Annotated in this window: 15 protein-coding genes and 1 pseudogene; 8 read left to right on the forward strand and 8 right to left on the reverse strand. The window is 47.9% G+C overall.

Going from position 1 to position 23893, the window contains the following annotated elements; translation table 11 throughout:
* Nucleotides 1-4037 (reverse strand): annotated as a pseudogene (locus RIH33_RS17825) (hypothetical protein); the annotation flags it as partial.
* A 553-nt stretch (nt 4038-4590) separates the two neighbouring features.
* Here RIH33_RS17825 and RIH33_RS17830 point away from each other — a divergent pair.
* Nucleotides 4591-5343 (forward strand): hypothetical protein, encoded by a 753-nt coding sequence (locus RIH33_RS17830; RefSeq protein ID WP_406652594.1) that lies wholly within the window; start codon nt 4591-4593, stop codon nt 5341-5343.
* Here RIH33_RS17830 and RIH33_RS17835 read toward each other — a convergent pair.
* Genes RIH33_RS17835 through RIH33_RS17845 form a run of 3 tightly spaced genes read right to left on the reverse strand, consistent with a single transcriptional unit; the run spans nt 5340 to nt 7877 of the window.
* Nucleotides 5340-6095 carry a LytR/AlgR family response regulator transcription factor gene (locus RIH33_RS17835; RefSeq protein WP_406652596.1) on the reverse strand — a complete coding sequence of 252 codons (756 nt, stop codon included), beginning with the start codon at nt 6093-6095 and terminating at the stop codon, nt 5340-5342. The genes RIH33_RS17830 and RIH33_RS17835 overlap by 4 nt on opposite strands.
* Nucleotides 6092-7135, reverse strand: a complete 1044-nt coding sequence (locus tag RIH33_RS17840; RefSeq protein WP_406652598.1) for a sensor histidine kinase — start codon at nt 7133-7135, stop codon at nt 6092-6094. The genes RIH33_RS17835 and RIH33_RS17840 overlap by 4 nt, the downstream gene beginning before the upstream one ends.
* 49 nt (nt 7136-7184) lie before the next feature.
* Entirely contained in the window at nt 7185-7877 is a 693-nt protein-coding gene (locus tag RIH33_RS17845; RefSeq protein WP_406652599.1) for a LiaF transmembrane domain-containing protein, read from the reverse strand.
* Between the two features lie 147 nt (nt 7878-8024).
* Here RIH33_RS17845 and RIH33_RS17850 point away from each other — a divergent pair, with 147 nt between their 5' ends.
* The 4 genes from RIH33_RS17850 (at nt 8025) to RIH33_RS17865 (ending at nt 13354) form a co-directional block, all read left to right on the forward strand.
* Nucleotides 8025-8594, forward strand: a complete 570-nt coding sequence (locus RIH33_RS17850; protein ID WP_406652601.1) for a uracil-DNA glycosylase family protein — start codon at nt 8025-8027, stop codon at nt 8592-8594.
* A gap of 45 nt (nt 8595-8639) precedes the next feature.
* Complete coding sequence (locus RIH33_RS17855; protein WP_406652603.1) at nt 8640-8873, forward strand: VF530 family DNA-binding protein; 234 nt, start codon at nt 8640-8642, stop codon at nt 8871-8873.
* Nucleotides 8874-8974: 101 nt separating this feature from the next.
* On the forward strand, nt 8975-9499 hold the full coding sequence (locus RIH33_RS17860) for a YceI family protein (protein ID WP_406652604.1): 525 nt from the start codon (nt 8975-8977) through the stop codon (nt 9497-9499).
* 519 nt (nt 9500-10018) lie between these two features.
* A complete protein-coding gene (locus RIH33_RS17865) occupies nt 10019-13354 on the forward strand; it encodes a carbohydrate-binding protein (protein ID WP_406652606.1) in 3336 nt (1111 codons plus the stop codon).
* A 109-nt stretch (nt 13355-13463) separates the two neighbouring features.
* On the opposite strand, the gene RIH33_RS17870 is transcribed toward RIH33_RS17865, so the two are convergent.
* The 3 genes from RIH33_RS17870 to RIH33_RS17880 all read right to left on the reverse strand — a co-directional run bounded on the left by RIH33_RS17870 (nt 13464) and on the right by RIH33_RS17880 (nt 19254).
* Complete coding sequence (locus RIH33_RS17870; RefSeq protein WP_406652607.1) at nt 13464-14768, reverse strand: amidohydrolase family protein; 1305 nt, start codon at nt 14766-14768, stop codon at nt 13464-13466.
* Nucleotides 14761-17799 carry an amidohydrolase family protein gene (locus RIH33_RS17875; protein WP_406652609.1) on the reverse strand — a complete coding sequence of 1013 codons (3039 nt, stop codon included), beginning with the start codon at nt 17797-17799 and terminating at the stop codon, nt 14761-14763. The genes RIH33_RS17870 and RIH33_RS17875 overlap by 8 nt, the downstream gene beginning before the upstream one ends.
* A gap of 231 nt (nt 17800-18030) precedes the next feature.
* Nucleotides 18031-19254, reverse strand: coding sequence for an acyl-CoA dehydrogenase family protein (locus RIH33_RS17880; protein WP_406652610.1), 1224 nt, complete (start codon nt 19252-19254; stop codon nt 18031-18033).
* A gap of 61 nt (nt 19255-19315) precedes the next feature.
* Here RIH33_RS17880 and RIH33_RS17885 point away from each other — a divergent pair, with 61 nt between their 5' ends.
* From RIH33_RS17885 to RIH33_RS17895, 3 genes are read left to right on the forward strand one after another with little or no spacing between them, the layout of a single operon-like run.
* Nucleotides 19316-20257 (forward strand): tryptophan 2,3-dioxygenase family protein, encoded by a 942-nt coding sequence (locus tag RIH33_RS17885; RefSeq protein WP_406652612.1) that lies wholly within the window; start codon nt 19316-19318, stop codon nt 20255-20257.
* 17 nt (nt 20258-20274) lie between these two features.
* Complete coding sequence (locus tag RIH33_RS17890; protein WP_406652613.1) at nt 20275-22107, forward strand: toxin-antitoxin system YwqK family antitoxin; 1833 nt, start codon at nt 20275-20277, stop codon at nt 22105-22107.
* Nucleotide 22108: 1 nt separating this feature from the next.
* Nucleotides 22109-22480: a CoA-binding protein gene (locus RIH33_RS17895; RefSeq protein WP_406652615.1), complete on the forward strand. Its 372-nt coding sequence runs from the start codon at nt 22109-22111 to the stop codon at nt 22478-22480.
* Here RIH33_RS17895 and RIH33_RS17900 read toward each other — a convergent pair whose 3' ends face one another.
* Nucleotides 22481-23863: a leucine-rich repeat domain-containing protein gene (locus RIH33_RS17900; RefSeq protein WP_406652617.1), complete on the reverse strand. Its 1383-nt coding sequence runs from the start codon at nt 23861-23863 to the stop codon at nt 22481-22483.
* Between the last annotated feature and the right edge of the window lie 30 nt (nt 23864-23893).

The following is a 23893-nucleotide window of genomic DNA, read 5'->3' on the forward strand; positions in this document are numbered from 1 at the left end:
TCGGCATACACATCAAAATACAAACTGCCATAGCCTCCCACTACTGTCCAGTCCCGAAGGTCGTCTCCTTCCGCATCTGTGGCTTCAATCACGCCTACTACCTCTCCCATGTAGGTCACATAGTCTATTTTGAATACCTGACCAGCTGTGATCACCGGTGGGTTAGGGTTGGTTTGAATTACGTGCAGACTCACCGTCTCAGTATCACTGTAGTTGCCATCCTGATCATCCACACGCAGCTGGAGCGTGTAATCACCCGCAGCTACTGATGGTGCAGATACGGAAATATCTCCTGTGGACGCATCGATAGCGAAACTCGAAGCGCCAGTACCACCGAGTACCTGCCAATTGGTGAGCACCGTGCCGGCATCCTGATCCGTAGCCACCACTGTGCCAACATAATCATTGGCCATGGCCTGATCATCCGTACTGAATGTCTGACCAGGAGTAATTACCGGAGAGTGCTGCAGCTCAATAATTACTGTAGCAGGATCACTCGTATCCGTACCATCCGACACGGTCACCTGAAGGTCATGTGAAAATCCGCTGTAGTCTATCTGACTTTGATCAGCGATGGTCAGCACTCCGGTAGCAGCATCCACTGCGAAAGCTGCAGCACCAGAACCTCCCACGATGGTCCAGTTCTGTAGTGTATCCCCATCTGCATCAGCACCAGCAAGTGTACCTACAATGTCGTTATTCTGTGCACGGTCATTGATCACGAAACTCTGCTCAGCAGCCACGATCGGCTTTTCATTATTGCTTCCAGTTCCCCACCAGTCATACCAGCTCTCTGCATCCACTTCGGGATACGGATGCACTCCAATATCGGTATTGGCAGTGGTATCACCCAGAAGAAACTTATCTACGAATGCTTCAACAGCAGGTCGCTGACTTTCAGGGACGGCACAATGACCATGTCCACCATCGATATAAAAGCCCATTCGATCTCCAATACCAAAGGTTTTATACACTTCTTTGGTGGCTTTGGCCGAAACATAACATGATCTATTGGAAAGCCAGGTAAAATCCGTATTTCCAGTTACCAGCAGCGCCCGTGGAGCCACCATGGCCATGAGCTCATGGTGATCATGTGGCAATTTGTACACATTGTCTCCTGAGAACTGACGCATATCTTCTGAGAACCAACTATAATCCGTATTGTCAATTTTCTCTACGGTACCATCGGGTTCAGTATGTGAGAAACGCCAGGAAGGAGCACCACCCCCACCAGATTCCTGGGCGATGGTCAATGCAATTCGCTCGTCCATTGCTCCCGCAAAAAGTGACATCTTCCCGGCGTAAGAACAACCAGTAACTGCCATATGTGAAAGGTCAACGGGTAATGGATTGATCGATTGCTGAGTTGCAATTTCCAAACCATCTATCAGTCTGCTAACACCCCAGGACCAGGCACTATACTGACCTGCATCAATGTTTTCGGGATACATCTGGTAATATGGATCATTCACCTTTGGGGCCGCTTGTCCGGCAGCATAAGTGGTCACCTGATTGTGAAGAAATTCCACCGTGGCAATATTCCTGCTGGTGAAAATATCCGAAGGAATACTACCGGTACCACCCCCGGCAAGCGACATACCGATAACAGCAGGGAAGGGTCCTTCGCCCTGAGGGATGGTAATTCTGGAAGTGAGGGTCAACGTTCGTCCATTTCGAATGATATTTACCGTCAACACCCCTCCATTGGCATCTGGTACAAACGCCGCATTGATCGTGTCAGGGCGATCAGGTTTGGGCCCAATCTCATAATTTTCGATTTCCGCCTTTATTTCATTTCGTCTGCAGCTCCAATCACTGTAATCCGTGGATCGGCTTTGATTGTCTGACCGCATAAAAGGATCTGGCAATGGTAAAATAACCGGAAGATCTTCCAGGGTGGGCAATACCGGGCTGGCGCAACCTGCCCCCCTGTTTTCTACACTATAGACCAGGGGAACCATGGTTTGTTCCAAATGAATCGTGACTGTTTCCGGCGCACTCGTTTTGTTTCCGTCCGAAACCGTCACCAAAAGCTCGATCGGTGAGTTTTCAAAATCAATCTGACTCTTATCCAAAATAGATAGGTCACCGGTAGCAGCATCCAGCGCAAAGACTGCTGCCCCGCTGCCACCTGTGATGGTCCAGTTCTGCAACAGGTCACTTTCAAAATCAGATCCTGTGAGTGTCCCTACAAAATCTCCATTTGTCATCGTATCATCTATCTGAAAACTTTGATTTGCTGTAACCGTGGGTGCCTCATTCGGAAGGGGGCAATTGGTGGCATTAGCTCCCAGGTCTCCGGGACCGGAGCTGTTTGTAGTGACCAGTAATTTATCGAGCAACGCTCCATCCTCCCTATATGCGATGGTCAGGGAGTGTGTTCCTACCTCCAATGTAGCGTTGGCTAATGTAACCCATGCCCATCCGGAAGTAGTGAGGCCATTGGCCATTACATAAGCTCCATCATCTATCTTTACCCAAAAGCTGTCATCATCTGCAGAAGGGGCGTTTATTCTGGCTATAAAATTGTATGAGGCAGCACTATCTATTTCAAAAGGCAGTACAATATTCGCTTCGGGATTAGTAGGTGCATTATCGGTGCTTTGAATGCCACTCCTTACCGTCACATAAGTACCATTGGACGCTTCAGAGTCAGCCACTACATCCCAATCAGAACCAACCGTGCCACATTCTGCTTCCAACCACACTTTTTTCCCATCAGGTTCAGGAGGAAAATCCGAATTACCTGTTCCCCACCATCCATACCATGGCTCCGGGTCAAGGCCGGTGAAATCAGTAGATGAGGGAGAGACATGTATATCCCAGTCAATGTCCTGACCAACCAAAAATTTGTTATAAAATGCGTCGATTACTGGCTGCTGACCAGCTCCCACAGCACAGTGACCGTGATTACCATCAATCCAGTAGCCAAACCTGTCGCCAACTCCCAGTGTTTCATAGATTTCCTGCGTGGCCTTGGAGGTCACATAAACAGCACGGTTAGAAAGCCATGTGAAATCCGTATTACCCGATACAAACAAAGCACGAGGAGCCACCATAGCCATCAATTCGTGATGATCGTGAGGAAATTTGTACACGTTATCACCACCAAAGTCGGATTTCATACCTTGTTTGAACCATATACCATTGGTGTTATCTGCCTTTTCAACCGACCCTGCGGGTTCAATTTTATGAGAAACACGCCAGGCAGGAGCGCCACCACCCCCTGATTCCTGGGCAAAAGTGGCCGCAATTCGTTCGTCAAAAGCACCTGAAAACAATGCCATCTTACCTGCATAGGAGCATCCGTTTACTCCCAAACGCCTGGTATTAATCGGTAATGGATTTACCAACTGTTGTGCAGCAATCTCCATCCCATCAATCAAACGGCTGACACCCCAGGCCCATGCGCTATACTGTCCTACCTGCTCCACTCCCAGTGGTGAAGCACTGTCGCCGGTATAGTATTCAGGGTACATGATAAAGTAAGGATCACTTACATGTGAAACATCCTGCCCCAATGCGTAGGTCGTCACCTGATCGTGCATGAAGTCAATTTTGGCAATATTATCAGAGACTGGTCCGCCGCTTGGCGCCAGGGACATCCCGATAAGTGCTGGCCAGCCACCCTCAGGAGGTGTGCCTGACGGGAGATTAATTCTGGATTCCAGGGTCAATGAAGCACCCGTGCTGGATCTTACTATATTCACAGTAAGGACACCACCCGCATACCCTGCTGCAATGGTGAGATCAGAATTGGTAGGTTTAGGTCCGATCTCGTATTTCTCAATAGACGCCTTGATTTCGTTACGTCTTCTCTCCCAGCTGGTAAATGTGGTATCCCTGCTACCGTCGTGAAAAAATTTGAACGGATCAGGCAGAAGCTGCACTATCGGGAGTTCCTCATAATCAGGAATATGGGGCTGCGGATAGTGCGCCCCGGTGTTTTCCTGGTCATAGACCAGTGGGGCTTGAGCAAACAACCCGAAGGTGAAAATGCTCAAAAAGAGACATAAAATCGTAATTTTTCGTTTCATGGTTTTTCGGTTTAGTTTGGTTAAGAAAAATGACCTCCGCACAACCATACGCAGGCACCTCTCAGAAAAAACACTCTCTCATTGGTTGATGAGATCCAAATTATCGCCCCTGTGTACTCAAATCGGCCTGAGAACTGAACACAATCAGAAGCGAAAATGGCGAGCCAATCTGAATTGGATGATTAAACCTATCATGGTTTTTTAAGAAACGCAACCGATTGCGTAAATATATTTACACTACCATAAATAATACCGTTATTAATTGTTTTAATCGTTTGTTTAATAACGCAACCGATATCATTATGAGAATGCCAACATAACCGCAGCTTCCATGAAGGATAATAGGATTATTCAGGCTTTCATTATGAATTTTACTATTCGGAAGAAAATCAGATTCGTCAAAAAGCCTCAGATAGGGGAGTCGGCGTGCCATCACCTACTTCCTATTTTCTTTACCAAACCACATAAGAAATCTGTAAAAAAGATTTTGATCTTACGTGATGATATTGACTAAATTGGCTTCTGCAGATACCTTAAATCACCCCGCCTACCCATGAGAACTCAGCTTGCTCCCCAACCCCGAAAAAAAGGAAGATCCTCACTTTTTTACACCATTTCTATCATTGGCCTTATGGCCGCTCTGATTGGCTTTTCGAAGACGTTCTTTCTGCCCATGGCCACAGGCGAATTCAAAGCCCCAATAGCGGTGCACATGCATGGCTTCTTTGCCTTCACCTGGGTGATTCTTTTTGTGATTCAGACCAGTCTGATCCGAAAGAACAACTACAAAGCGCACCGAAGACTAGGGATCGTGGGCTTTATCTCGGCACTTGGAGTTACCATTACACTGGTACCTGTGGCTCTTTTTGCTACCCACAAAGAGCTGGCTCAGGGATTGGGACTCACAGCTCATTCTACCCTTTTAGGTGTGATCACTTCGGGACTTTTGTTTTTTGCCCTTGTAATCACCGCCCTTTACTACCGTCATCGCCCCGAAAACCATAAGCGGCTTATGCTTCTGGCCACTATCGTGGTGCTGTGGCCTGCATGGTTTAGGTTCAGGCATTTCTTTCCGGGTGTCCCCAACCCTGAAGTTTGGTTCGCCCTTGTGCTGGCAGACAGTCTGATCGTCATGTCATGGATTTGGGAAAAAATACAATCGGGTAAGATTCATCCTGTTCTCAAATATGTCGGGGCATTTGTCATCCTGGAGCAAACCTTCGAGGTGAGCATATTTGACAGCCCGGCATGGAGAAATGTGGCCACGTGGGTCTATCACCTCCTTACCTGGCTTCCTTTTTTCTAAAAACCCAGGGCTTCTTTCAGTAAGGCATACCCCGACCTGCTCACGGAGAGCTGGGTACCGTCCTGCAAAAAGACCACATGGCTGTCTTTGCCCAGGAGCTCCAGCCTCACTATTTCTTTGAGGCGTACGATATACGAGCGATGAATGCGAATGAAGTCCTCTGCAGGCAGGTGCTCATCGTAGTGTTTCATGGTATCCTGTTTCAAAAACACCCCTTGTTCAGTGTGCAACTTCACATAGTCGTCCATGGCCTCCAAATACCTGATCTTGCCCACGGGTACAATCTGAATTTTACTGCCTGTGCGGACGGCCACCCGAGAGAGCGTACCCGAATGCTCCCTGCTCTGCTCCACCACTCCGGTGAGGGCTTTCCCGGCCTGCCCCTCCAATGCCAACTTTGCCTTGGCCCTGGCGAGGGCATCTACAAACCGCTCCTGAGAATACGGCTTGAGCAGGTAATCAACAGCGTTTTGCTCAAACGCCCGTATGGCAAACTCATCATGGGCCGTGCTGAAAATCACCACGGGAGGCTCTTCCAGAAGTTCAAGCATCTCAAACCCTGTGAGCTTCGGCATCATCACATCCAGAAACACCAAATCAGGTTTTTGCTCATTGATCTCCTTAAACCCATCAAAGCCGTTGGCACACTCCCCGATAATCGTGATGGTGTCGTCCTTTTCCAGAAAAGACCTGATCACCTCCCGGGCCAGCTCCTCATCATCAATGATCAATGCGCGTATTTTATTCATCATTCGGTTGGGATACTGATTTTTACCATAAACTCACCCTCTCTTTGCTCTACCGTGAGCAGGTCCTTTCTGCCATACACAAGCCCAAGCCGCTTGCGGACATTCTCCAGCCCTATGCCAGCTCCCTTTGATGGCATAGACTCCTCGTCAAAGTTATTACCAATGAAGATCTCCAGCATGCCCGGCTCAGCCTTACATTTTAGCCTTATGGTCACTGCATTGATGCTTTCATGCACCCCATACTTCACGGCGTTTTCGAAAATTGGCTGTAGAATCAGGTTGGGTACCTCCACCCCCAAACAGGCATCAGCCACTTCTTTTTCAAACCTCAGTCTGTTACCAAAGCGAATTTTCTCTATGTCCATGTAGAGCGTGGCATTTTCCAGCTCCTGAGCCAGCGTATTCATGTGCGCGCTGTCCTGCCCCAGAGAGTACCTCAGAAAATCGCTGAGTTTGATCACCATCTCCCTTGCTGCATCCGGTTTGGAAAGTGTCAGTGCACTGATGGAATTCAGGCTGTTAAAAATAAAATGCGGGTTGATCTGAGATTTAAGCATTCTCAGCTCAGAGTCTTTCAGCAGATTCTGCAGCTCCAATTCCCTGTGAGTGCGCTCCTGCAAATCCTGATAATATTTGATCAGGTAAAACACCAATACCGTAATGCTATAGTCCATCACGCCAATGATCAGTCGCCAGATATATGCCCGCTTTAGAAAAGCCAGGTACTCGGGATGGTCCGGAAAAAGAAACCGGAGACCAAAACCCGATAATGCAGCCCACAGCAAGATGGCCATGGTGGCGCCAGCCAGGTGGGTACCCACCAGCGCCAGGTCATCCTTACTCAGGCTGGCAAAGGTCACAATGTACCAAAAGCCCGGAGCGATAGAGGCGAACAGCAAATTGTAAACGAGGCTATCGGCAGCTGATATTTCCAATGACCATCCGTAGTAGAAGTAGAGCACCGCACTGTGCAGGCATACCATCAGCACCCAAACAAGCAAATACACTTTATTACCAGAACCTCTTAATACCGGATGGCTCATTTTCAGATCGTCAATTTATTGAGTTGTTTTATGTGCTCACATTCCTGACTCAGACTCCCTTCACCTCTGCTCCGCCAAATATCACAGAGCCTTTGATTCGCAATACCTTCTTAGGAGTACCCGGCTCATAGTGAACCTTTGGTCGCTTGTCGGCATACCCGCCAAATATGACAAAACTCTCGTTGATTACTGTCCAGTCATTGGGAACGATGAGGCCATTTCCCCCAAACAAACAGAAAATATCTAAAACAATCTCATCTCCGTGCATCTTAGCTCCTGAAAAGTTGATTTCGGAACCCCCGAAAACAGACGTTATTTTTCCGCCTTTAAAGTTTTGAGAGCTGAAAGACTTTTCAGACCCACCAAAGATGGAAGTATCTTCTATATAATCATCGGTCAGGTCTCCGGGTGCCCTTTTTACATGATCACGTCTGCGCAAAATAATGCTCACTCCCACTGCAATCAGTATAGCGGGCCACCAGGTACGAAAATTGAATTGCGGCCAATAGAAAAACTCCGGCAGCAGGAAAAAGCCACCGATGAGGAAAAAGATCAATCCTTCTCTTCTCCCGGTAACAATCATGGATCCTCCTATGACCAGAAAGATCATCTCCCACCCGAACAGGTAGTGGGGTATAAAATCCGGGATCAGATCCAAATTACGAAAGAGCAAATACGCTCCGAAGATGACAAATGCGACGCCCAGCCAGGCCCTTTGATTGTTATTTTCCTGATTTCTCATGATGTAGACAGCTATTTTTCTTCAAATGTGTCTCACCCAAGTCTCGCTCACAATAGCCAATCGGTCAACAGTGGTTATTCACCGGTAAGCTGCGGATTGAATATTGTGATTGATTTCATTACCTTCAGGCACCAATCCCGGAATCCAATGAAATCACTTTTAAACGAAATTCGTGGATGCACCATTTGCAAGGACCATCTCCCTCACGGCCCTAATCCTGTTCTCTCTGCCAGTATACACAGTCAAATAGTCATTATCGGGCAGTCTCCCGGAAGTGTGGTGCATCGCACCGGAATTCCGTGGGATGATAAGAGTGGCGACAACCTCCGATCATGGTTGCAAATGGACAAACACACCTTTTACAATCCCGATGTAGTCGCTTTGATCCCTATGGGCTTTTGCTACCCCGGAAAAGGGAAGTCAGGCGATCTGCCTCCAAGAACAGAATGCGCTCCTCAATGGCACGGGCCCCTCCTGGGTCAAATGAAAGAAGTAAAACTCACCCTCCTCATCGGCCAGTACGCACAGGCCTACTACCTGGGTGACCAGCTCCGGCCCACTCTCACAGACACAGTAAAAAACTATCAACAGTACCTGCCTGCACATTTCGTACTGCCTCACCCCTCGCCCAGGAATAACATCTGGAAAGCCAGAAATCCCTGGTTTGAACAAGACGTGGTTCCTGCACTCAGAAAATCTGTCGCAGAAATCATTTGACACTTGATGCACAGGCGTGAGGGATTTAAACAGTACTTTTACACCATGGAGCAGCCCAAAGAAAACCAACCCAACAATCCTCTGCACGGCATAAAGCTGGTAACCATTCTGGAGCACCTGCAAGACAAGTATGGCTGGGAAGAACTGGGTAGCCGCATTAGAATCAAATGCTTCACCGATAATCCATCGATCAAATCCAGCCTGACCTTTCTGCGGAAGACACCCTGGGCCAGGACCAAAGTAGAGGAACTCTACCTCCGCTCTATTAGAAAAAAATAGCACACTCAAAATACCAGATAAAATTTTCTTTGCCCTTTTTGAAACTATTATATGTATATACAGTTTATGTACTTACATATATTTTTAAACACTCAGAAAACATGGCAACACAAAACTGGAACATCGACCCTACGCATAGCGAAGTGCAATTCAAAGTAAAACACCTGGTGATCTCTACCGTGACCGGTACATTCAAACGTTTCGAAGGCTCACTTACGAGTGACTCAGAAGATTTTGACGGAGCGAAAGCGTCTTTTACACTAGATGCCAATAGTGTAGATACCAATGTAGCAGATAGAGACGCTCACCTAAAAAGTGCAGACTTTTTCAATGCCGAGCAGCATCCGAAACTGGCCTTTGAGGGCGTACTCTCCAAAGTAGGAGATAACTACCAACTCGTTGGCCCCCTGACCATCAAAGAAACTACTAAAGAAGTGACTTTGGATGTGGACCTTGGCGGCACCATGGTAGATGGCTATGGTCAAACCAAAGCCGGATTTGAGATCAACGGCAAAATTAACCGCAAGGATTTCGGACTTACCTGGAGTATGGTCACAGAAGCTGGCGGTGTAGTAGTGGGTGATGATGTAAAGCTACACCTGAACATACAGGTGACTAAATCATAACTTTCAAGACAATCATCCCGAACCACTCCGAAGCATTTCGGAGTGGTTTTTTTGTGCCTTACCAATCTTTTATCATCACATTACACCCTCCTCTCAAAACTCCATATCGTCAAAAACCAGGTCTCCTTGTCCTCCACGGTGATTGGTTTGTAGAGAAATACCCCCCGATCCGAGCCTAAATAGTTGATGTAGTATTGATGTAGTCAAAATCCACCAGATTTCCCTCAGGCCACATTCTTACGAATAATCTCTAAACCATTGATGTAGAATATTTTCCGGGTGATGTATTATTGATGAGTTGTCAATTTTTCAATTACCATCACATATACACACCTTTAAACGATCATTTTTACATTAAACGCATTCAAATTTTGATATAATCATAAAATCTATCGCAGCCTATGGACACGAGAACTCACCCAACACACTTCATACAAAGGTTTCCTCCCTGAGTGATCTTCAACCCGAATTGACCGCCATCATTCAATTCTAAACAAACCATACAAATAACCTTTACCTATGATACCAATCACAATATCCAACCAACTGATCAGACCACTTCTGGTTCTGTTCCTTCTCTTATCAGGACTCTTCCTGGCGCAAGCTCAGGTGGGCAATGTCCTCTGGGAGGACAATTTCAATACCTTCAATACCGACATCTGGAATCCAATCGAGGGTGACGGATGTCCCGGCCTTTGCGGCTGGGGCAACGCCGAACTGGAGTATTATCACGGCAACAATGTCTCTATAGAAGCCATACCCGGTGAATCTGGCAATAACGCGCTGGTACTGGAAGCCAGAAACGAAAGCATGGGTTCGCAGTCCTTCACCTCCGGAAAGGTGGACACGGAAGGCAAACTCTCCATCCACTACGGACTGATCGAGGTGCGCATGCGGGTTCCTAACCTGGAAACAGGACTCTGGCCAGCTGCCTGGCTACTGGGTACCGCCAATCAAGCCTGGCCCGCAAAGGGAGAAATAGACATGATGGAAATGGGCCACAAAGCCGAAGAACGTACTCGTCAGGGCTATCCGGGTGTTTCATCTAACAACTTTGTAGGAGCCAATGCCATCTTCCAAACGGAAGACGGTGGATACGGGAGTATTGCCTACGATGTGGACTATAACCAGCCCTACGTACCCGCCAATGCCCTTAGCAACCGATTCGTGATCTATCGGCTTTACTGGGAGCCCACTCAGATGCGCTTTGCAGTTGAAGACAATGGTACGGAATATGACCTCTATACCAACCCCCTCCCATTGGATCCTGACGGGGCAACTGCTGCGTTTACCCGTCCATTTTACATGCTGCTCAACCTGGCAGTGGGTGGCAACTTCACGGATGCACCAAACAGTGGTGCGGTAACTGCCCCGATGCCCGCCAAGATGTATATTGACTATGTGCGTGTATCGCAATGGAACGGCCATGGTGAAGTAGCCCTTGATTATGGTGCCCTTTCTCCTGAAGCCGGTACTTTTGGGGTCTACACAGATGACACCCCTACCAACAACGAATTGGTGTTCGGAAGTGATGCGGAAATCTATGCATGGGGAGGCACAGTTCAGGAGGGCACCACCCCACCCTATGAGGGCGCCAACGTGATCGCCTGGGAAACCACGACTCCCAACAGTTGGTTCGGCGGTGGAGTAACTTCCCTCTACGGAAAAGACATGTCAGGTTTTGTGGAAAATGGCTCGATGAAATTTCGCATTAAGATCCCTGCGAATGTTTCTTTCAGAATAGGAATCACCGACAACTATACCAATGAGCAGTACATCAATTTCCCGGCAGGGGTGAATCAATATGGGTTGACCCGAAATGGCGAATGGGGCCAGGTGGAAATTCCATTGCAGGACTTTACAGGGCTGGTGGCATTCCAAAACCTTGGCTACCTGTTCGCGATTGCGAGCCTCGACGGAAGTCTTCCTGCTTCCACCTTTCAGATGGCCATAGATGATATCTACTGGACAGATGGCAATGGATCTACTGTCTCCGTCACCGGGGTATCAGTATCACCGGGCTCTGCCAGCCTTGCTCCGGGTGAAACTCAGCAACTCACCGCCACCGTCACTCCCAGCGGAGCCACTAACCCGAGCGTAAGTTGGTCTACTAACAATGCAGCAGTGGCCACCGTCAACTCAAGCGGCCTGGTAACGGCTCAGGCGGCGGGAAGTGCCACCATCACAGTGACCACCGCAGACGGAGGGTACACGGCAACATCCAACATAACCGTGACAAATCCTTCCGGCGGTCTGCCTTCACCATGGCAATCACAAGACATTGGAGCAGTAGCCGCCACAGGGTCGGCATCATTCTCATCTGGCACCTTCACTGTGAATGGATCGGGCAACGACATTTGGGGCACTACTGATGAATTTCAATATGTCTATCAGACCTTGAGTGGTGACGGGATCATTACCGCCCAGGTCAATTCACTTACAAATACTGACAGCTGGGCCAAAGCAGGAGTTATGATCCGTGAATCTCTGAACGGTAATTCGAAGCATGCACTCACAGCCATTACCCCCACGGGCACCAGCGCTTTTCAGCGACGAACAGCCACAGGAGGGTCAAGTAGCCACACAGGCGGGCCTACTGCCAATGCTCCATATTGGGTCCGATTGGAACGCGCCGGTGACACCTTTACCAGCTCGATCTCAGCCAATGGCAGCACCTGGACCACCATAGGCACGGTCAATATCAGCATGGGGACCTCCGTATACGCAGGCCTGGCCACCACTTCACATAATGATGGCACACTTTGCACGGCTACTCTGAGTAATGTCTCATTGACCACCGGGAGCCCGGTAACCTACACTTCCCTACCAGGAATTGTACAGGCCGAAGACTACAAAGAAGGCGGTGAAGGTGTGGGCTATCACGATACCTCAGCCGGCAATACCGGAGGTGGATATCGCACAGATGATGTGGACATAGAAGCCACCGGAGATGCTGGCGGAGGATTCAACGTAGGCTGGATAGCTGCCGGCGAATGGTTGGAATATGACATTACCTCTACCGTAGCCAGCTATGAATTGAGTGCGCGTGTAGCCTCTCCCAGCGGTGCTGGTCGCCTGCACATAGAGATTGACGGAGTGGATGTCACCGGTACCATGGTAGTGCCCAATACAGGGAGCTGGCAAAGCTATACCACCGTCACGGTGCCAGGCATAGCCATAAGCCCGGGAAATCACACCCTTAGAGTAGTGTTTGATGCCGCTGGACTCAACCTCAACTACGTGGAGGCTGTCGAGGAAGTATCAACCCCGTCGGGATGCTCACAGGCAGGCCCAAATGGGGACTATACGGTAGATATCTCAGAGGATGCCTCCAACCCATCCCTGACTTTCATCCCGGGACCCGCTGGTACAGGCACTCCGACCACCATTCTGTACTATGGCACTGATCCTAATGGTACATACCCCGGCTATGGTGTTTCACCAAACAGTCCGCACACGATCAATGCAGCGAATGGTCAAACCATCTATTTCTACTATACCTATAGTGTACCTGAAGGTGGAGAGCGAAATTCATCAGCCAACAGACACAGTTTTGTGGTTGGAAATTGTAGCGGCTCAGGATCCAGAGTGGCCTCGGCGCCCACAGCGCAAGCCATAAATTCAGAGCTTACCGTTTTCCCAAATCCTGCAAAGGACATCATTACGATAAGGACAGCAACAGACGGATATGATCGCATTCAAATCCTGGACATCTCCGGTCGGGTGAGAAGAGATATCAAAGTCTCCGGTGACCGTGAATTTCAAATCGACCTGAATGACCTGAATGCAGGGAATTATTTTATCCGAATCTCAGGATCAGCTGGATCCAAAGTAAGCAGAATCATTAAACAGTAGCCTAACCAATCTGAAGTGAGTGGAGAGATCCGCTCACTTCTAATCTCACAAAACAAAGCAGCCCGCCCCGATTGTATCGGGGCGGGCTGTTCTGTTGTCAGGCTATACATTATTTCCCCTGATTCTCGTACTTCTCTTTGAACTTCTCATACAACCGCTGTTGCATGGCGTCAAGCGCCACCTCTCTGCCCTGAATGAAGGAATAAACCACATCGCTGGTACGCATGTCGAGCAGGTCTCCATTGGAAATAACTATGTTCGCATCCTTACCTTGCTCCAAAGTCCCGGTTTTATCATCGATCCCCAGGATTTTAGCGGTATTGGAAGTGATCATTTTCAGCGCTGCTTCCTTGTCCACCCCGTAAGAGGCTACGGTCCCAGCAAAAAACGGAAGGTTTCGGGAGTTGGCAATCATTCCAGAGGAGTGCGTAAGCCCTACCAAAATACCTTCGTTATGCAGCAAAGCAGGAAGTTTATAACACCAATCCGTATCCTCCTCTGCCCGGCCTGGAATGCGATGGACGTTTTCCAACAACACCGGGATGTTGTTTTCCTTGATCAAATCCCGTACATACCATACATCCTCTGCACCGGCCAGCACCATTTTCGGCACATACGGTTTGATCGTTTGTACAGCTTCGATGATCTGCTTGGGTCGGTTTGCATACACAAAGAGCTGCTTTTCTCCTTTAAATACCGGAACCATGGCCTCTAAAATGAGATTTTTCTCCATGGGAGCCTGCTCCATGTAGGCCTTCGTGTCCTGAATTAATTTGATCACCTCAGCCACCTGTGCATCATACTCCTTGTTTTCCCTGCGTTCAGTCTCACCCATCCACCATCTGGCGCCAAAGGAAAGTGCAGGCCAATTCAAATGCACCGCATCGTCTTCCTGATAGAGGGCATCCTCCCAATTCCAGGCATCCAACTGCATAATGCTGCTGGTGCCCTCTATCCGACCACCTCTGGGAGCCACCTGTGCCAGCTGGATTCCATTAAATTTCATAGTAGGGATGAGTTCAGAATCTGTATTGTAAGCGATCGCTGTTCTCACATGAGGTTTTAGGTTGCCGGTCTCAGAGAAGTCTCTGGAGGCTTTCACTGCATTATACTCCACCAATCCCAGATTGGTGAGCGGGAGAATTATGCCAGGATACGCATGTTTACCTGACGCATCGATCAGTCGATAGCCCTTCAGGTCGACACGCACCCTGGTGGCATCTGCAACCAGCGCTATCTTACCTTCTTTGAAAGTAATGATCGAATTTTCTATGATCTCTCCATTGCCCAGATGAGCCGTGGCATTCATGATCGCGATAGGTTCGCTCTGAGCAGGGGCAGGTGCAGGCACCTGTGCAGAAGCACTCCAACCCAAGATGATTCCTATGATATAGGTAGTGATTTGCTTAGTCATTGTTCTGATGGTTTAGAGTGAAACCTTCTTCTATGATGTCTTCACACTCAAAATAGTGCTTGTCTTTCTTTTTATGCTTTTGAGTCTTTTCTCCCCCATTTTTTGCATCCTGCATCTTCTGAATTAACCTGGCCCGCTCGGCGGAGATCTGTTTTCTCATCTCTGTGTCCTTCTCCAAACTGAAATAGACAATCCCATCAACGAGGGTCATTTCTGGTTTCGCATAGATGCTCAGTGGATGATCATTCCAGAGCACCACGTCAGCATCTTTCCCCACTTTGATGCTACCCATCCGGTCATCCAGGTGCAGCAATTTAGCTGGGTTGAGAGTCACCAGCTTCAGCGCTGAAATTTCATCCATCCCGCCGTACTTTACGGATTTAGCAGCTTCCTGATTGAGTCTTCGGGCCATCTCTGCATCGTCAGAATTGATGGCAGCCACCACCCCTGCCATGGTCATCAGCGATGCATTATAAGGAATGGCGTCCTTCACCTCAAATTTATAGGCCCACCAGTCTGAGAATGTAGACCCACCGGCACCATGCTCCGCCATCTTATCCGCCACTTTATAGCCTTCAAGAATGTGCGTGAAAGTGTTAACCCGAAAATCGAATGACTCGGCTACCTTCAGCAGCATATTGATCTCCGACTGCACATAAGAATGACACGTGATGAAACGCTCACTATTGATGATTTCCAACAGGGTTTCGAGCTGTAAGTCCTTACGGGGGGCGGGAGTGGCAGCTTTCACCTTTTTACTCAAACCTTCATAACGGGCTTTAGCTTCCCCATAGGCTTTGGCTCTGGTGAACCCATCCACAAACACCTGCTCTACACCCATCCGGGTTTGTGGGAATCTGATGCTGTAATCCTCTCCCCAATTAGACTGCTTCACGTTTTCGCCCAAAGCGAATTTGATATAACCATCAGCTCCTTTAATCTTCAAGTCCTCTGGGCTCGCTCCCCAACGGAACTTGATCAGCGCAGATTGTCCACCCACCGGATTAGCAGAGCCATGCAACAGCTGAGCGGCTGTAACACCTCCGGCCAGTTGTCGGTACATGTTCACATCTTCAGAGTTTACAGCGTCATACATCCGTACCTCTGCGGTAATGGCATGGCTACCCTCATTCACAGAAGAAAGTGCTATGTGAGAATGCTCATCAATGATCCCGGGCGTAATATGCTTACCAGTGGCATCCACTACTTTGGCACCCTCACTGGAGAGGTTCTTGCCTACACCGGCTATTTTGCCATTTTTCACCAGTACATCGGCACCTTCCAGTTTACCATCACCTTCCAGGGTCCATACCGTAGCATTTTGAAATAAAATGGTTTCTTGCTGAGGCTTCTCAGTCCAGCCATAGGCTACAAACGGGTAAATCATTTCGCCCAAATCGGGAGCCTTATCTTCCTCTTTCTTCTCTTCATCTTCATCTTCCTTTTCTTTTTTATCGAGATCCGCTGTTCTCGTGGCTGACCATTTTGTCCAGCCGCCATCCGCCAGCTGGCCAGTGCCGCCAAAGGTCTTTTGATCGATCCAGCCTGAAAGTCTCGTATGAGCCTCCGCCTCTTCTGCTTTGAATAGAAGTGTGATTCGGCTTTCCTCTATTTTCAATTTTACTTTCAGATCTGTAGAATCATTCACCACGATCTTCGCAGAATGACTACCGGCTTCCCCTGAGATTTCAAGCACAAATGAAGTATCTCCTACTTTTAAGTCATACTTTCCGGCATAGTCTGGCGTGCTGAGGTCCGAAATTTTATATTTCATTCCCTGCACCCAGGTTTGATGAATCTTGGCCTTCTCTTCAAAAATGCTTTCGGAAGCCACGAAGAAGTTGGCCATCATGCCTTGTTTCAGCGCCCCTACCTTATCCTGCATGTTATAATACCTGGCTGGCGTATAGGTCAGTGCTTTTAGTGCCTGGGTTTCAGATAACCCGAAGGTCACAGCCTTCCGGATGTTTTTCCAATAGTCGTCAGTGTTCTTCAATCCTGAAGGGGTAAATGAAAACTCCACACCTGCCTTCGCCAGCATACCCGCATTGGCAGGAGCCAGCTCCCAGTGTTTCATATCCTCCAGAGAAACGTCCAATGCAGCCAATGGATCCTCTACATCATAGGCTTCAGGAAAGGTCACCGGTATGATCAATGAAGCTCCCGTTTTTTTGATTTCATTAATCCTCTGATACTCGTCACCGCTACCCTTGATAATGTACTGCACACCAAATTCATCCCCGACTTTATCCGCCAGTAACACCCTCAGCTTGCCACCGTTGGCCTCAAATACCTGTGGCAGGTTCTGCACATCATTAAAAGCCTTGAGTGAAAGGTTGACCTGCTCAGTACTGCCCTGAGCTCGATACCAGGCGGCATCATAGTAGGTCTGTCTCAGTAAGGCCACGATCCCCATAATAGAACCCGGGTATTCCTGCTTGGAAGTTCCCTTGCTAAATGAATAATGGGCAGCCACTTTATCCGAAAGAACCGCATCCTGTACGGGCATGTCAGACAGGTTGGTAAACAGCGAGGTGCCTCGCATAATCCCATCCGGACTAAAGGTATTCACTGCCCCAAACCCTGATTTCCGCAGGCCTTCTGCATCCTTCGCATTAAGTGCAAACTCCTCAGAAGCATTGTAAGTAGCGCGGATGGCATCATTCCAACCATACGGGCCCTTCTTACTACTCTCGTACTGAGGCTTTCCACGACTTCTGGAACTGGAGACCTCAGGTAATCCATAGTTGGAATATGGGTCTACCAGAGCAGGGTAAATATATTTGCCATCCATATCCTGGATGATTGCTCCATTAGGAATAGAAATAGCGGTACCGACCGCCATTACTTTACCATCTTTGATGATGAGCGTAGCCTTATCGAGCCGGGTTTGGTAATCCACAAAAATAGTGGCATTGGTAAATGCATAGTGCTCTGACCGCTCGTCTGGAACCCCGTTTACAGGAAAGGTTTCCTGCGCGTAGATACCATGAAAAGCCAGCACCATCCAAAGCAGAATCAGTTTCTTCATAGCTTATGTAATTGAATTAGGTAAATGGAATGGCATATTAAGGAGAATATCAATGCTCCTAAGAATGTTTTATATAAGCGGTTAATTTGTATTGCAAAGAAGACAATTCATAAGCGACAGCACCAAACTCAGTCATAATATTCTGAACATCGTACTAAGAAAAGTTCTATACAACAAAATAAAGGCCGCTTAAACAGCAGCCTTTATCAGAAGTCTTCTACTCGCAAAAGCTCATCCAAAAGCAGGGATGCCGGTGATCTCAGCTCCCAGAATCAGTAAGTGAATATCATGAGTCCCTTCATAAGTCACTACGGACTCCAGGTTCATCATGTGGCGCATCATCGGATACTCTCCGGTGATGCCCATCCCACCATGGATCTGACGAGCTTCCCTTGCAATCTCCAGTGCCACAGCCACATTATTCCTCTTCGCTAAAGAAATTTGAGCCGTGGTGGCCTTGCCCTCATCCATCATTTTGCCAAGCTTCCAGTTGAGCAACTGGGCCTTGGTGATTTCCGTGAGCATCTCCGCAAGCTTCTTTTGTATAAGTTGGAATGATCCGATTGGCTTGCCAAACTGGATCCGCTCTGCCGCGTATCTTCTGGCCGACTCATAACAGTCCATGGCCGCACCAATGGCACCCCAGGCGATGCCATATCGGGCTTTATCCAGGCACCCCATAGGCGCACCCAAACCATCCTTTCCAGGCAGTACATTCTCTTTAGGAACCTTTACATCGCTAAACACCAGTTCGCCGGTGCAGGATGCGCGCAACGACCACTTGCCGTGGGTCTCCGGAGTGGAAAAGCCCTCCATACCGCGCTCTACGATGAGCCCTTTGATCCGGCCAGCTTCATTCTTGGCCCAAACAACAGCGATATCCGCCTGAGGAGCATTCGAAATCCACATTTTGGCTCCGTTGAGCAGGTAATGATCACCCATGTCCTTAAAGTGGGTCTCCATACCGCTTGGATTAGAACCATGATTTGGCTCAGTCAAGCCAAAGCAGCCCAGCATCTCGCCAGAAGCCAGCTTGGGTAAATATTTCTTTTTTTGTTCTTCAGATCCGTATGCATAGATGGGGTGCATCACGAGTGACCCCTGCACCGAGGCAGTAGAGCGCATGCCGGAGTCTCCTCGTTCAATCTCCTGCATAATCAGGCCATAAGAAATGTAATCCAGCCCACCTCCGCCATAGGTTTCAGGTACCGTAGGGCCGAAGGCACCTATCTCTCCAAACTTCCGGACCATTTCAGCAGGGAAATGATTTTTTTCTGTCCAATCTTCAATGTAAGGGGTGATTTCTTTCTTCACAAAATCTCTGATGGAAGATCTGATCAACTTATGCTCTTCGGTCAGTAAGTCGTCAATTTGGTAAAAATCAGGCGATTCAAATTCGTCTTTAAAATTGCGTTTTGTAGCCTGACCATTTGGGGTTAATGTGTCAGTTGACATAGGGTTGTTTTTGTTTTATCAGTTTTATTGGCTCAAATTTACAACAAAGCAGAACGAAAGAATGGGAAACAGAAACTTTAGTGAAGAGATTTTAAGTCAACTGGAAAAACTAGAAGCTAAATACGATGCAATGGGGCAGGATTTATCTGCTTATCTTGATGGGCTACTGCACTCAGACTATCTCACCTACTGGGATTACATCAGGCTGGATACACTCCTCAGCCTGCAAACTCCAAGGACAAGTTTTCCTGATGAGAAAATTTTTATTCTATACCATCAGATTACTGAGCTCTACTTCAAACTGATCCTTAATGAGCAGGATCAGCTGATCATGTCCACCGAAACACCCGAGCGGGATACCTTCCTAAAAAGAGTGAAGCGAATGAATCGTTATTTTGATCACCTCATCGATTCCTTTGATGTGATGATTGACGGGATGGACCCTGAGCAATTTTTAAACTTCAGAATGTCGCTCCTTCCCTCTTCGGGTTTTCAGTCCGGTCAATACCGACTGGTAGAAATCGGTTCCACGGACTTCCACCTACTCACCTGCTCAGACACCCGAGACACATATGGTGATGAGAGTGATGTGAACGAGATTTACGAGCACCTCTACTGGAAAAAAGGGGCTACAGAATTGGCTACAGGCAAAAAGACCCTCACGTTGAAACAGTTTGAAAAAAAGTACTCTGACACTTTCGTGGCCAGGGCACGGGAGGTCCGTAAAACCAACCTCCGAAAGCTATATCACGACTTTTTTGAGGGAGACCAGGAAATAGTCGAAGCACTGAAAAACCTGGATCACAGAGCCAATGTGCAGTGGCCATTGATGCACTATAAGTCTGCAGTGCGCTATCTGCAAAAAGACCCTGAGGTGATCAAAGCGACAGGCGGCACCAACTGGCAAAAATACCTGCCTCCGAGACGACAACAGGTGATCTTCTACCCTGAGCTCTGGTCTGCAGAGGAGCTGGCTCACTGGGGTACGCGCGAAAAGCTGTAACTTATAGGTCTATCTTGATGAGATACCTTCCATGGATCATACTGTTCATAATAATCAGCCCCTTTTGCGCTCTGGGTCAGAAGACCTTCGAGAAAAAAACGTACTACGATGACCAAAAAACCAAACTAAAAGAGGTCATTTCCTTGCTGAAAAGGGACAGCACCTTACATGGGTTTTATCACTCTATTTACGAAAACGGATCGCTGGCGATATTTGGGCATTACAACCATGGTGAGTCTGACAGCACCTGGATTTATTATTTTGAAAATGGCCGGGAAAAGGCCAAAGGCCATTTTCAGAAAAACAACCAAGTCGGTTTGTGGGAATATCACTATGAAAATGGCGAACTAAAGGCCGTAGGCTCCTATCAGGACAACATCAAACATGGACAGTGGACCTACTATTTTGAAAACGGAGAAGAAAAAAGCAGCGGCATCTACTACAAGAATGATAAAGAAGGCATTTGGAATTACTTCTATGAAGATGGCTCTCTGAAGGCTCAGGCTTTTTTTTCCGGCGGGAAGGGAATTTACAAGGAATTCTACCCCAGTGGTAAACTAAAAACCGAGGGTCGGAATGAATTTGACAAGAGCGAGGGCTTATGGACCTACTTCTATGAGTCAGGTGAAGTGGAAGCGCGCGGTGAGTTTGTTAATGGACTCAGGAATGGTCACTGGAAATATTTTCACAAAAACGGTCAATTAGCCGCTGAAGGCGAATTCCTGCAGGGCGAAAAGTACGGTCCCTGGAAGTATTATTTTCCCGACGGCAGCCTGAGCAGTGAAGGTGAAATGAATAGTGACCAAAAGGACGGTTTCTGGAAACTCTACTATCAAACCGGAGAGATCAAAGGAGAAGGACACTACGACCAGGGATCAGGAGAATACATTGAGTATTATGCCAGCGGCAAGCAAAAGGCTCGGGGAGCCATGCAGGAAGGCAAACGTGAAGGCCGATGGGTTTACTTCAATGAAGAAGGACTGGAAGATGGCGCTGCGGTCTTCGAGCAAGGCGAGGGCGCTTATACCGGCTATTACCCCGATGGTTCTCTGAAGATGACCGGAACCATCAAGGACGACCGTAGAGTGGGGGAATGGATACTTTACAACCCGGATGGCTCTGTAGCTGGTATCTACAGACCCGTGTACGAAGAACAAAGTCCTATTTTCCGCACTTCAGACATCAAAGAAAGTGAAGAGGTAAAAAAAGCCAGCGACAAACCGGAGTATCGGTATAAAAACAAGAAAATTCGGTACTTCAACCCGCGCATCAACGAGTACACAGGCTTCATCCTAGGTACCAACCCACTATGGACGCTGGTTGGTCAATTGCCCATCTCCATGGAATACTATATACAGGAAAGGCTCGGATATGAAGCGCAGATTGTCGCGCACAAGAAACCTTTTTTCAGGGACTTTTCTGAGCAATATAACAAAGTGAGTACACTAGGGCTGGATATCCAGTTGAAGCAAAAATTCTACCACGAAGATACTGACCTGGGCATGTTCTACTTTGGCCACCAGCTTTCTGCCGGCTACCTGCAACACTATGTAAGCACACTAGACAGTCTCTCCGGGCCCCCCACGAAAAAACGCTTCACCTCAGAGCAAATGAGATTTGCCTATGGGTTCTTCATTGGTGATAGGTGGATGGAGCGGGCATCAGATTCCGGACTTACCTTCGACCTGAATCTTGGTGTAGCCCTGGGCACCAGGATTTTCTCCAATCATGCAGAAGCACCTTTTCGTTTTCTCTTTGATGAACTAAATCAGGATAAATTCTATTTACCTATCATCATCACCCTGAACATCGGCTATGCCGGCCCAAAACGGAGAAGCACCAGTTTTTAAAATGGACAAAAAGAAAACAGTAATTATAGGCGCCACGCCCAACCCCTCCAGGTACGCCTTCTTGGCGGCAGAGCGGCTCACCAGTCACCACCACCCCATCGTGCCGGTAGGCATCAAGCAGGGTGAAATATTTGGAAATCAAATCCTGGACCTCAGAGAAAAACCTTCGGTGGATGAAGTGGATACCGTCACCCTCTACCTCAATCCTACAAATCAGCGTGAATGGGAGGAATATATACTGAGCCTGCAGCCCAGAAGAATCATCTTTAACCCAGGCACGGAAAACCCTGAACTGTCCACGAAAGCCACTGAGCAAGGAATAGAAACACTGAACGCCTGCACCCTGGTGCTGCTGAGCGCGAGCACTTTCTGATCACTCCGCTTCCTGAGCATATATTCTGGGCACACAGGTCACTCCGGCATCCATCATCCGCACAATCATTGGTGCCACATGCGCATTGGATTGAGTCTCAACATCGATTGGATTCTCCTGAAAAGTAAATAGCCTGAGCTTAGGCAGTGATTCTACTTCATCCGGGATGGTGGTGATTTGGTTGTTGGATATATCCAGGTCATAGAGGTTTTCCATTTTCAAAAACTGAGTTGGAAAATCCACCAGGTAATTATCATTCACGCGGGCCACTGTGAGTTTTTCCAACTGACTGACGGACTCAGGCAGCACACTTAATCGATTGTGATGCACATACATTTCCGTCAGGTTAGAGAGCTTACCTATACTTTGAGGCAAGGAGTATATTCTATTATTTGCCAGAAAAAGCACCTCCAGATTCTTCAATTCTCCTAATTCTTCAGGAATCCTCTCCAGCTCATTGTAATACAGGTCTATCACTTTCAGATCCAGCTTATAAAGATCCTCCGGCAATGATTCAAGCCTGTTTTTATACAAAGAGAGTTTCTCCAGCTTTTCCATCTGCGAAATCCCGGGGGGCAGACTGACCAGCTCATTTTCCTGTAGCTGCAATTCCTTCAACCCCAAAAGGTTGTAAAAGTCAGGATCGATGGCTGACATTCGGGAATTGTTGGCTTTAAAAACTTCTAAAAAGCCCAACTTCTCGTACTTAGCGGCAGTCAACTTCAAGGCGTGAGATTGATTAAAAGATACCTGATTCAGGAAGTTCGCCTTACTCAATCGGCGGATGGGCACTTCTTCAAAAAAGTTCTGATCCAATACCAACTCATCCAGTCCCTTCAACTTTCTCACACCACTCGGTAGACGCTCGAGCAGGTTATTGCTCAAATCGAGTTTTTTGAGATTTGGAATCCTCTGTATCCGCACCCATAAAAATCGGTCGAGGTGATTGGCCCGCCAGTATACCCGCTCAAGATCTTGAAGCCTCGCCAACTGTTTCGGCAGCTTCCTGATCTCATTGTGATCAAGAATAAGAACCTTCAGCTTGGTGGCCTCAAAAACAAAATCCGGGATTTCGTCCAGACCTGCATAACTCAGATCAATCTCCACCAGCGTATCAATGCGGGTATTTGCCCGATAAGTCATCAGCCTTTTTTGTCCTTCAGTCTGATGGGTCTGCATGGTTGCCTTATTAGCCGAATCTACAGCCGCCTTTGGATTCATGGCATACATTTGCTCATAGACCTTTCGGCGGAGCTGAACCTGCCGCCATCGCTCCAGCTGCTCGCGCTCAGCGCTATCAGATTCCGGATCTTTGCTCCCCTCCTGAGCCACCAAAGGACATGTTATCAGCCATGTCAAGAGATAAATGAAAATCAATCTCATAACTAAAAATTTAGTTGATAAAACTAATGC

It is taken from the genome of Marinoscillum sp., from assembly GCF_040222955.1.
Lineage (GTDB): Bacteria > Bacteroidota > Bacteroidia > Cytophagales > Cyclobacteriaceae > Marinoscillum.

Excerpts from the sequence above, each read along its gene's own strand:
- RIH33_RS17830 (WP_406652594.1), top strand. The coding sequence starts at position 4,591 with ATGAGAACTCAGCTTGCTCCCCAACCCCGAAAAAAAGGAAGATCCTCA.
- RIH33_RS17835 (WP_406652596.1), bottom strand. The coding sequence starts at position 6,095 with ATGATGAATAAAATACGCGCATTGATCATTGATGATGAGGAGCTGGCC.
- RIH33_RS17840 (WP_406652598.1), bottom strand. The coding sequence starts at position 7,135 with ATGAGCCATCCGGTATTAAGAGGTTCTGGTAATAAAGTGTATTTGCTT.
- RIH33_RS17845 (WP_406652599.1), bottom strand. The coding sequence starts at position 7,877 with ATGAGAAATCAGGAAAATAACAATCAAAGGGCCTGGCTGGGCGTCGCA.
- RIH33_RS17850 (WP_406652601.1), top strand. The coding sequence starts at position 8,025 with ATGAAATCACTTTTAAACGAAATTCGTGGATGCACCATTTGCAAGGAC.
- RIH33_RS17855 (WP_406652603.1), top strand. The coding sequence starts at position 8,640 with ATGGAGCAGCCCAAAGAAAACCAACCCAACAATCCTCTGCACGGCATA.
- RIH33_RS17860 (WP_406652604.1), top strand. The coding sequence starts at position 8,975 with ATGGCAACACAAAACTGGAACATCGACCCTACGCATAGCGAAGTGCAA.
- RIH33_RS17865 (WP_406652606.1), top strand. The coding sequence starts at position 10,019 with ATGATACCAATCACAATATCCAACCAACTGATCAGACCACTTCTGGTT.
- RIH33_RS17870 (WP_406652607.1), bottom strand. The coding sequence starts at position 14,768 with ATGACTAAGCAAATCACTACCTATATCATAGGAATCATCTTGGGTTGG.
- RIH33_RS17875 (WP_406652609.1), bottom strand. The coding sequence starts at position 17,799 with ATGAAGAAACTGATTCTGCTTTGGATGGTGCTGGCTTTTCATGGTATC.
- RIH33_RS17880 (WP_406652610.1), bottom strand. The coding sequence starts at position 19,254 with ATGTCAACTGACACATTAACCCCAAATGGTCAGGCTACAAAACGCAAT.
- RIH33_RS17885 (WP_406652612.1), top strand. The coding sequence starts at position 19,316 with ATGGGAAACAGAAACTTTAGTGAAGAGATTTTAAGTCAACTGGAAAAA.
- RIH33_RS17890 (WP_406652613.1), top strand. The coding sequence starts at position 20,275 with ATGAGATACCTTCCATGGATCATACTGTTCATAATAATCAGCCCCTTT.
- RIH33_RS17895 (WP_406652615.1), top strand. The coding sequence starts at position 22,109 with ATGGACAAAAAGAAAACAGTAATTATAGGCGCCACGCCCAACCCCTCC.
- RIH33_RS17900 (WP_406652617.1), bottom strand. The coding sequence starts at position 23,863 with ATGAGATTGATTTTCATTTATCTCTTGACATGGCTGATAACATGTCCT.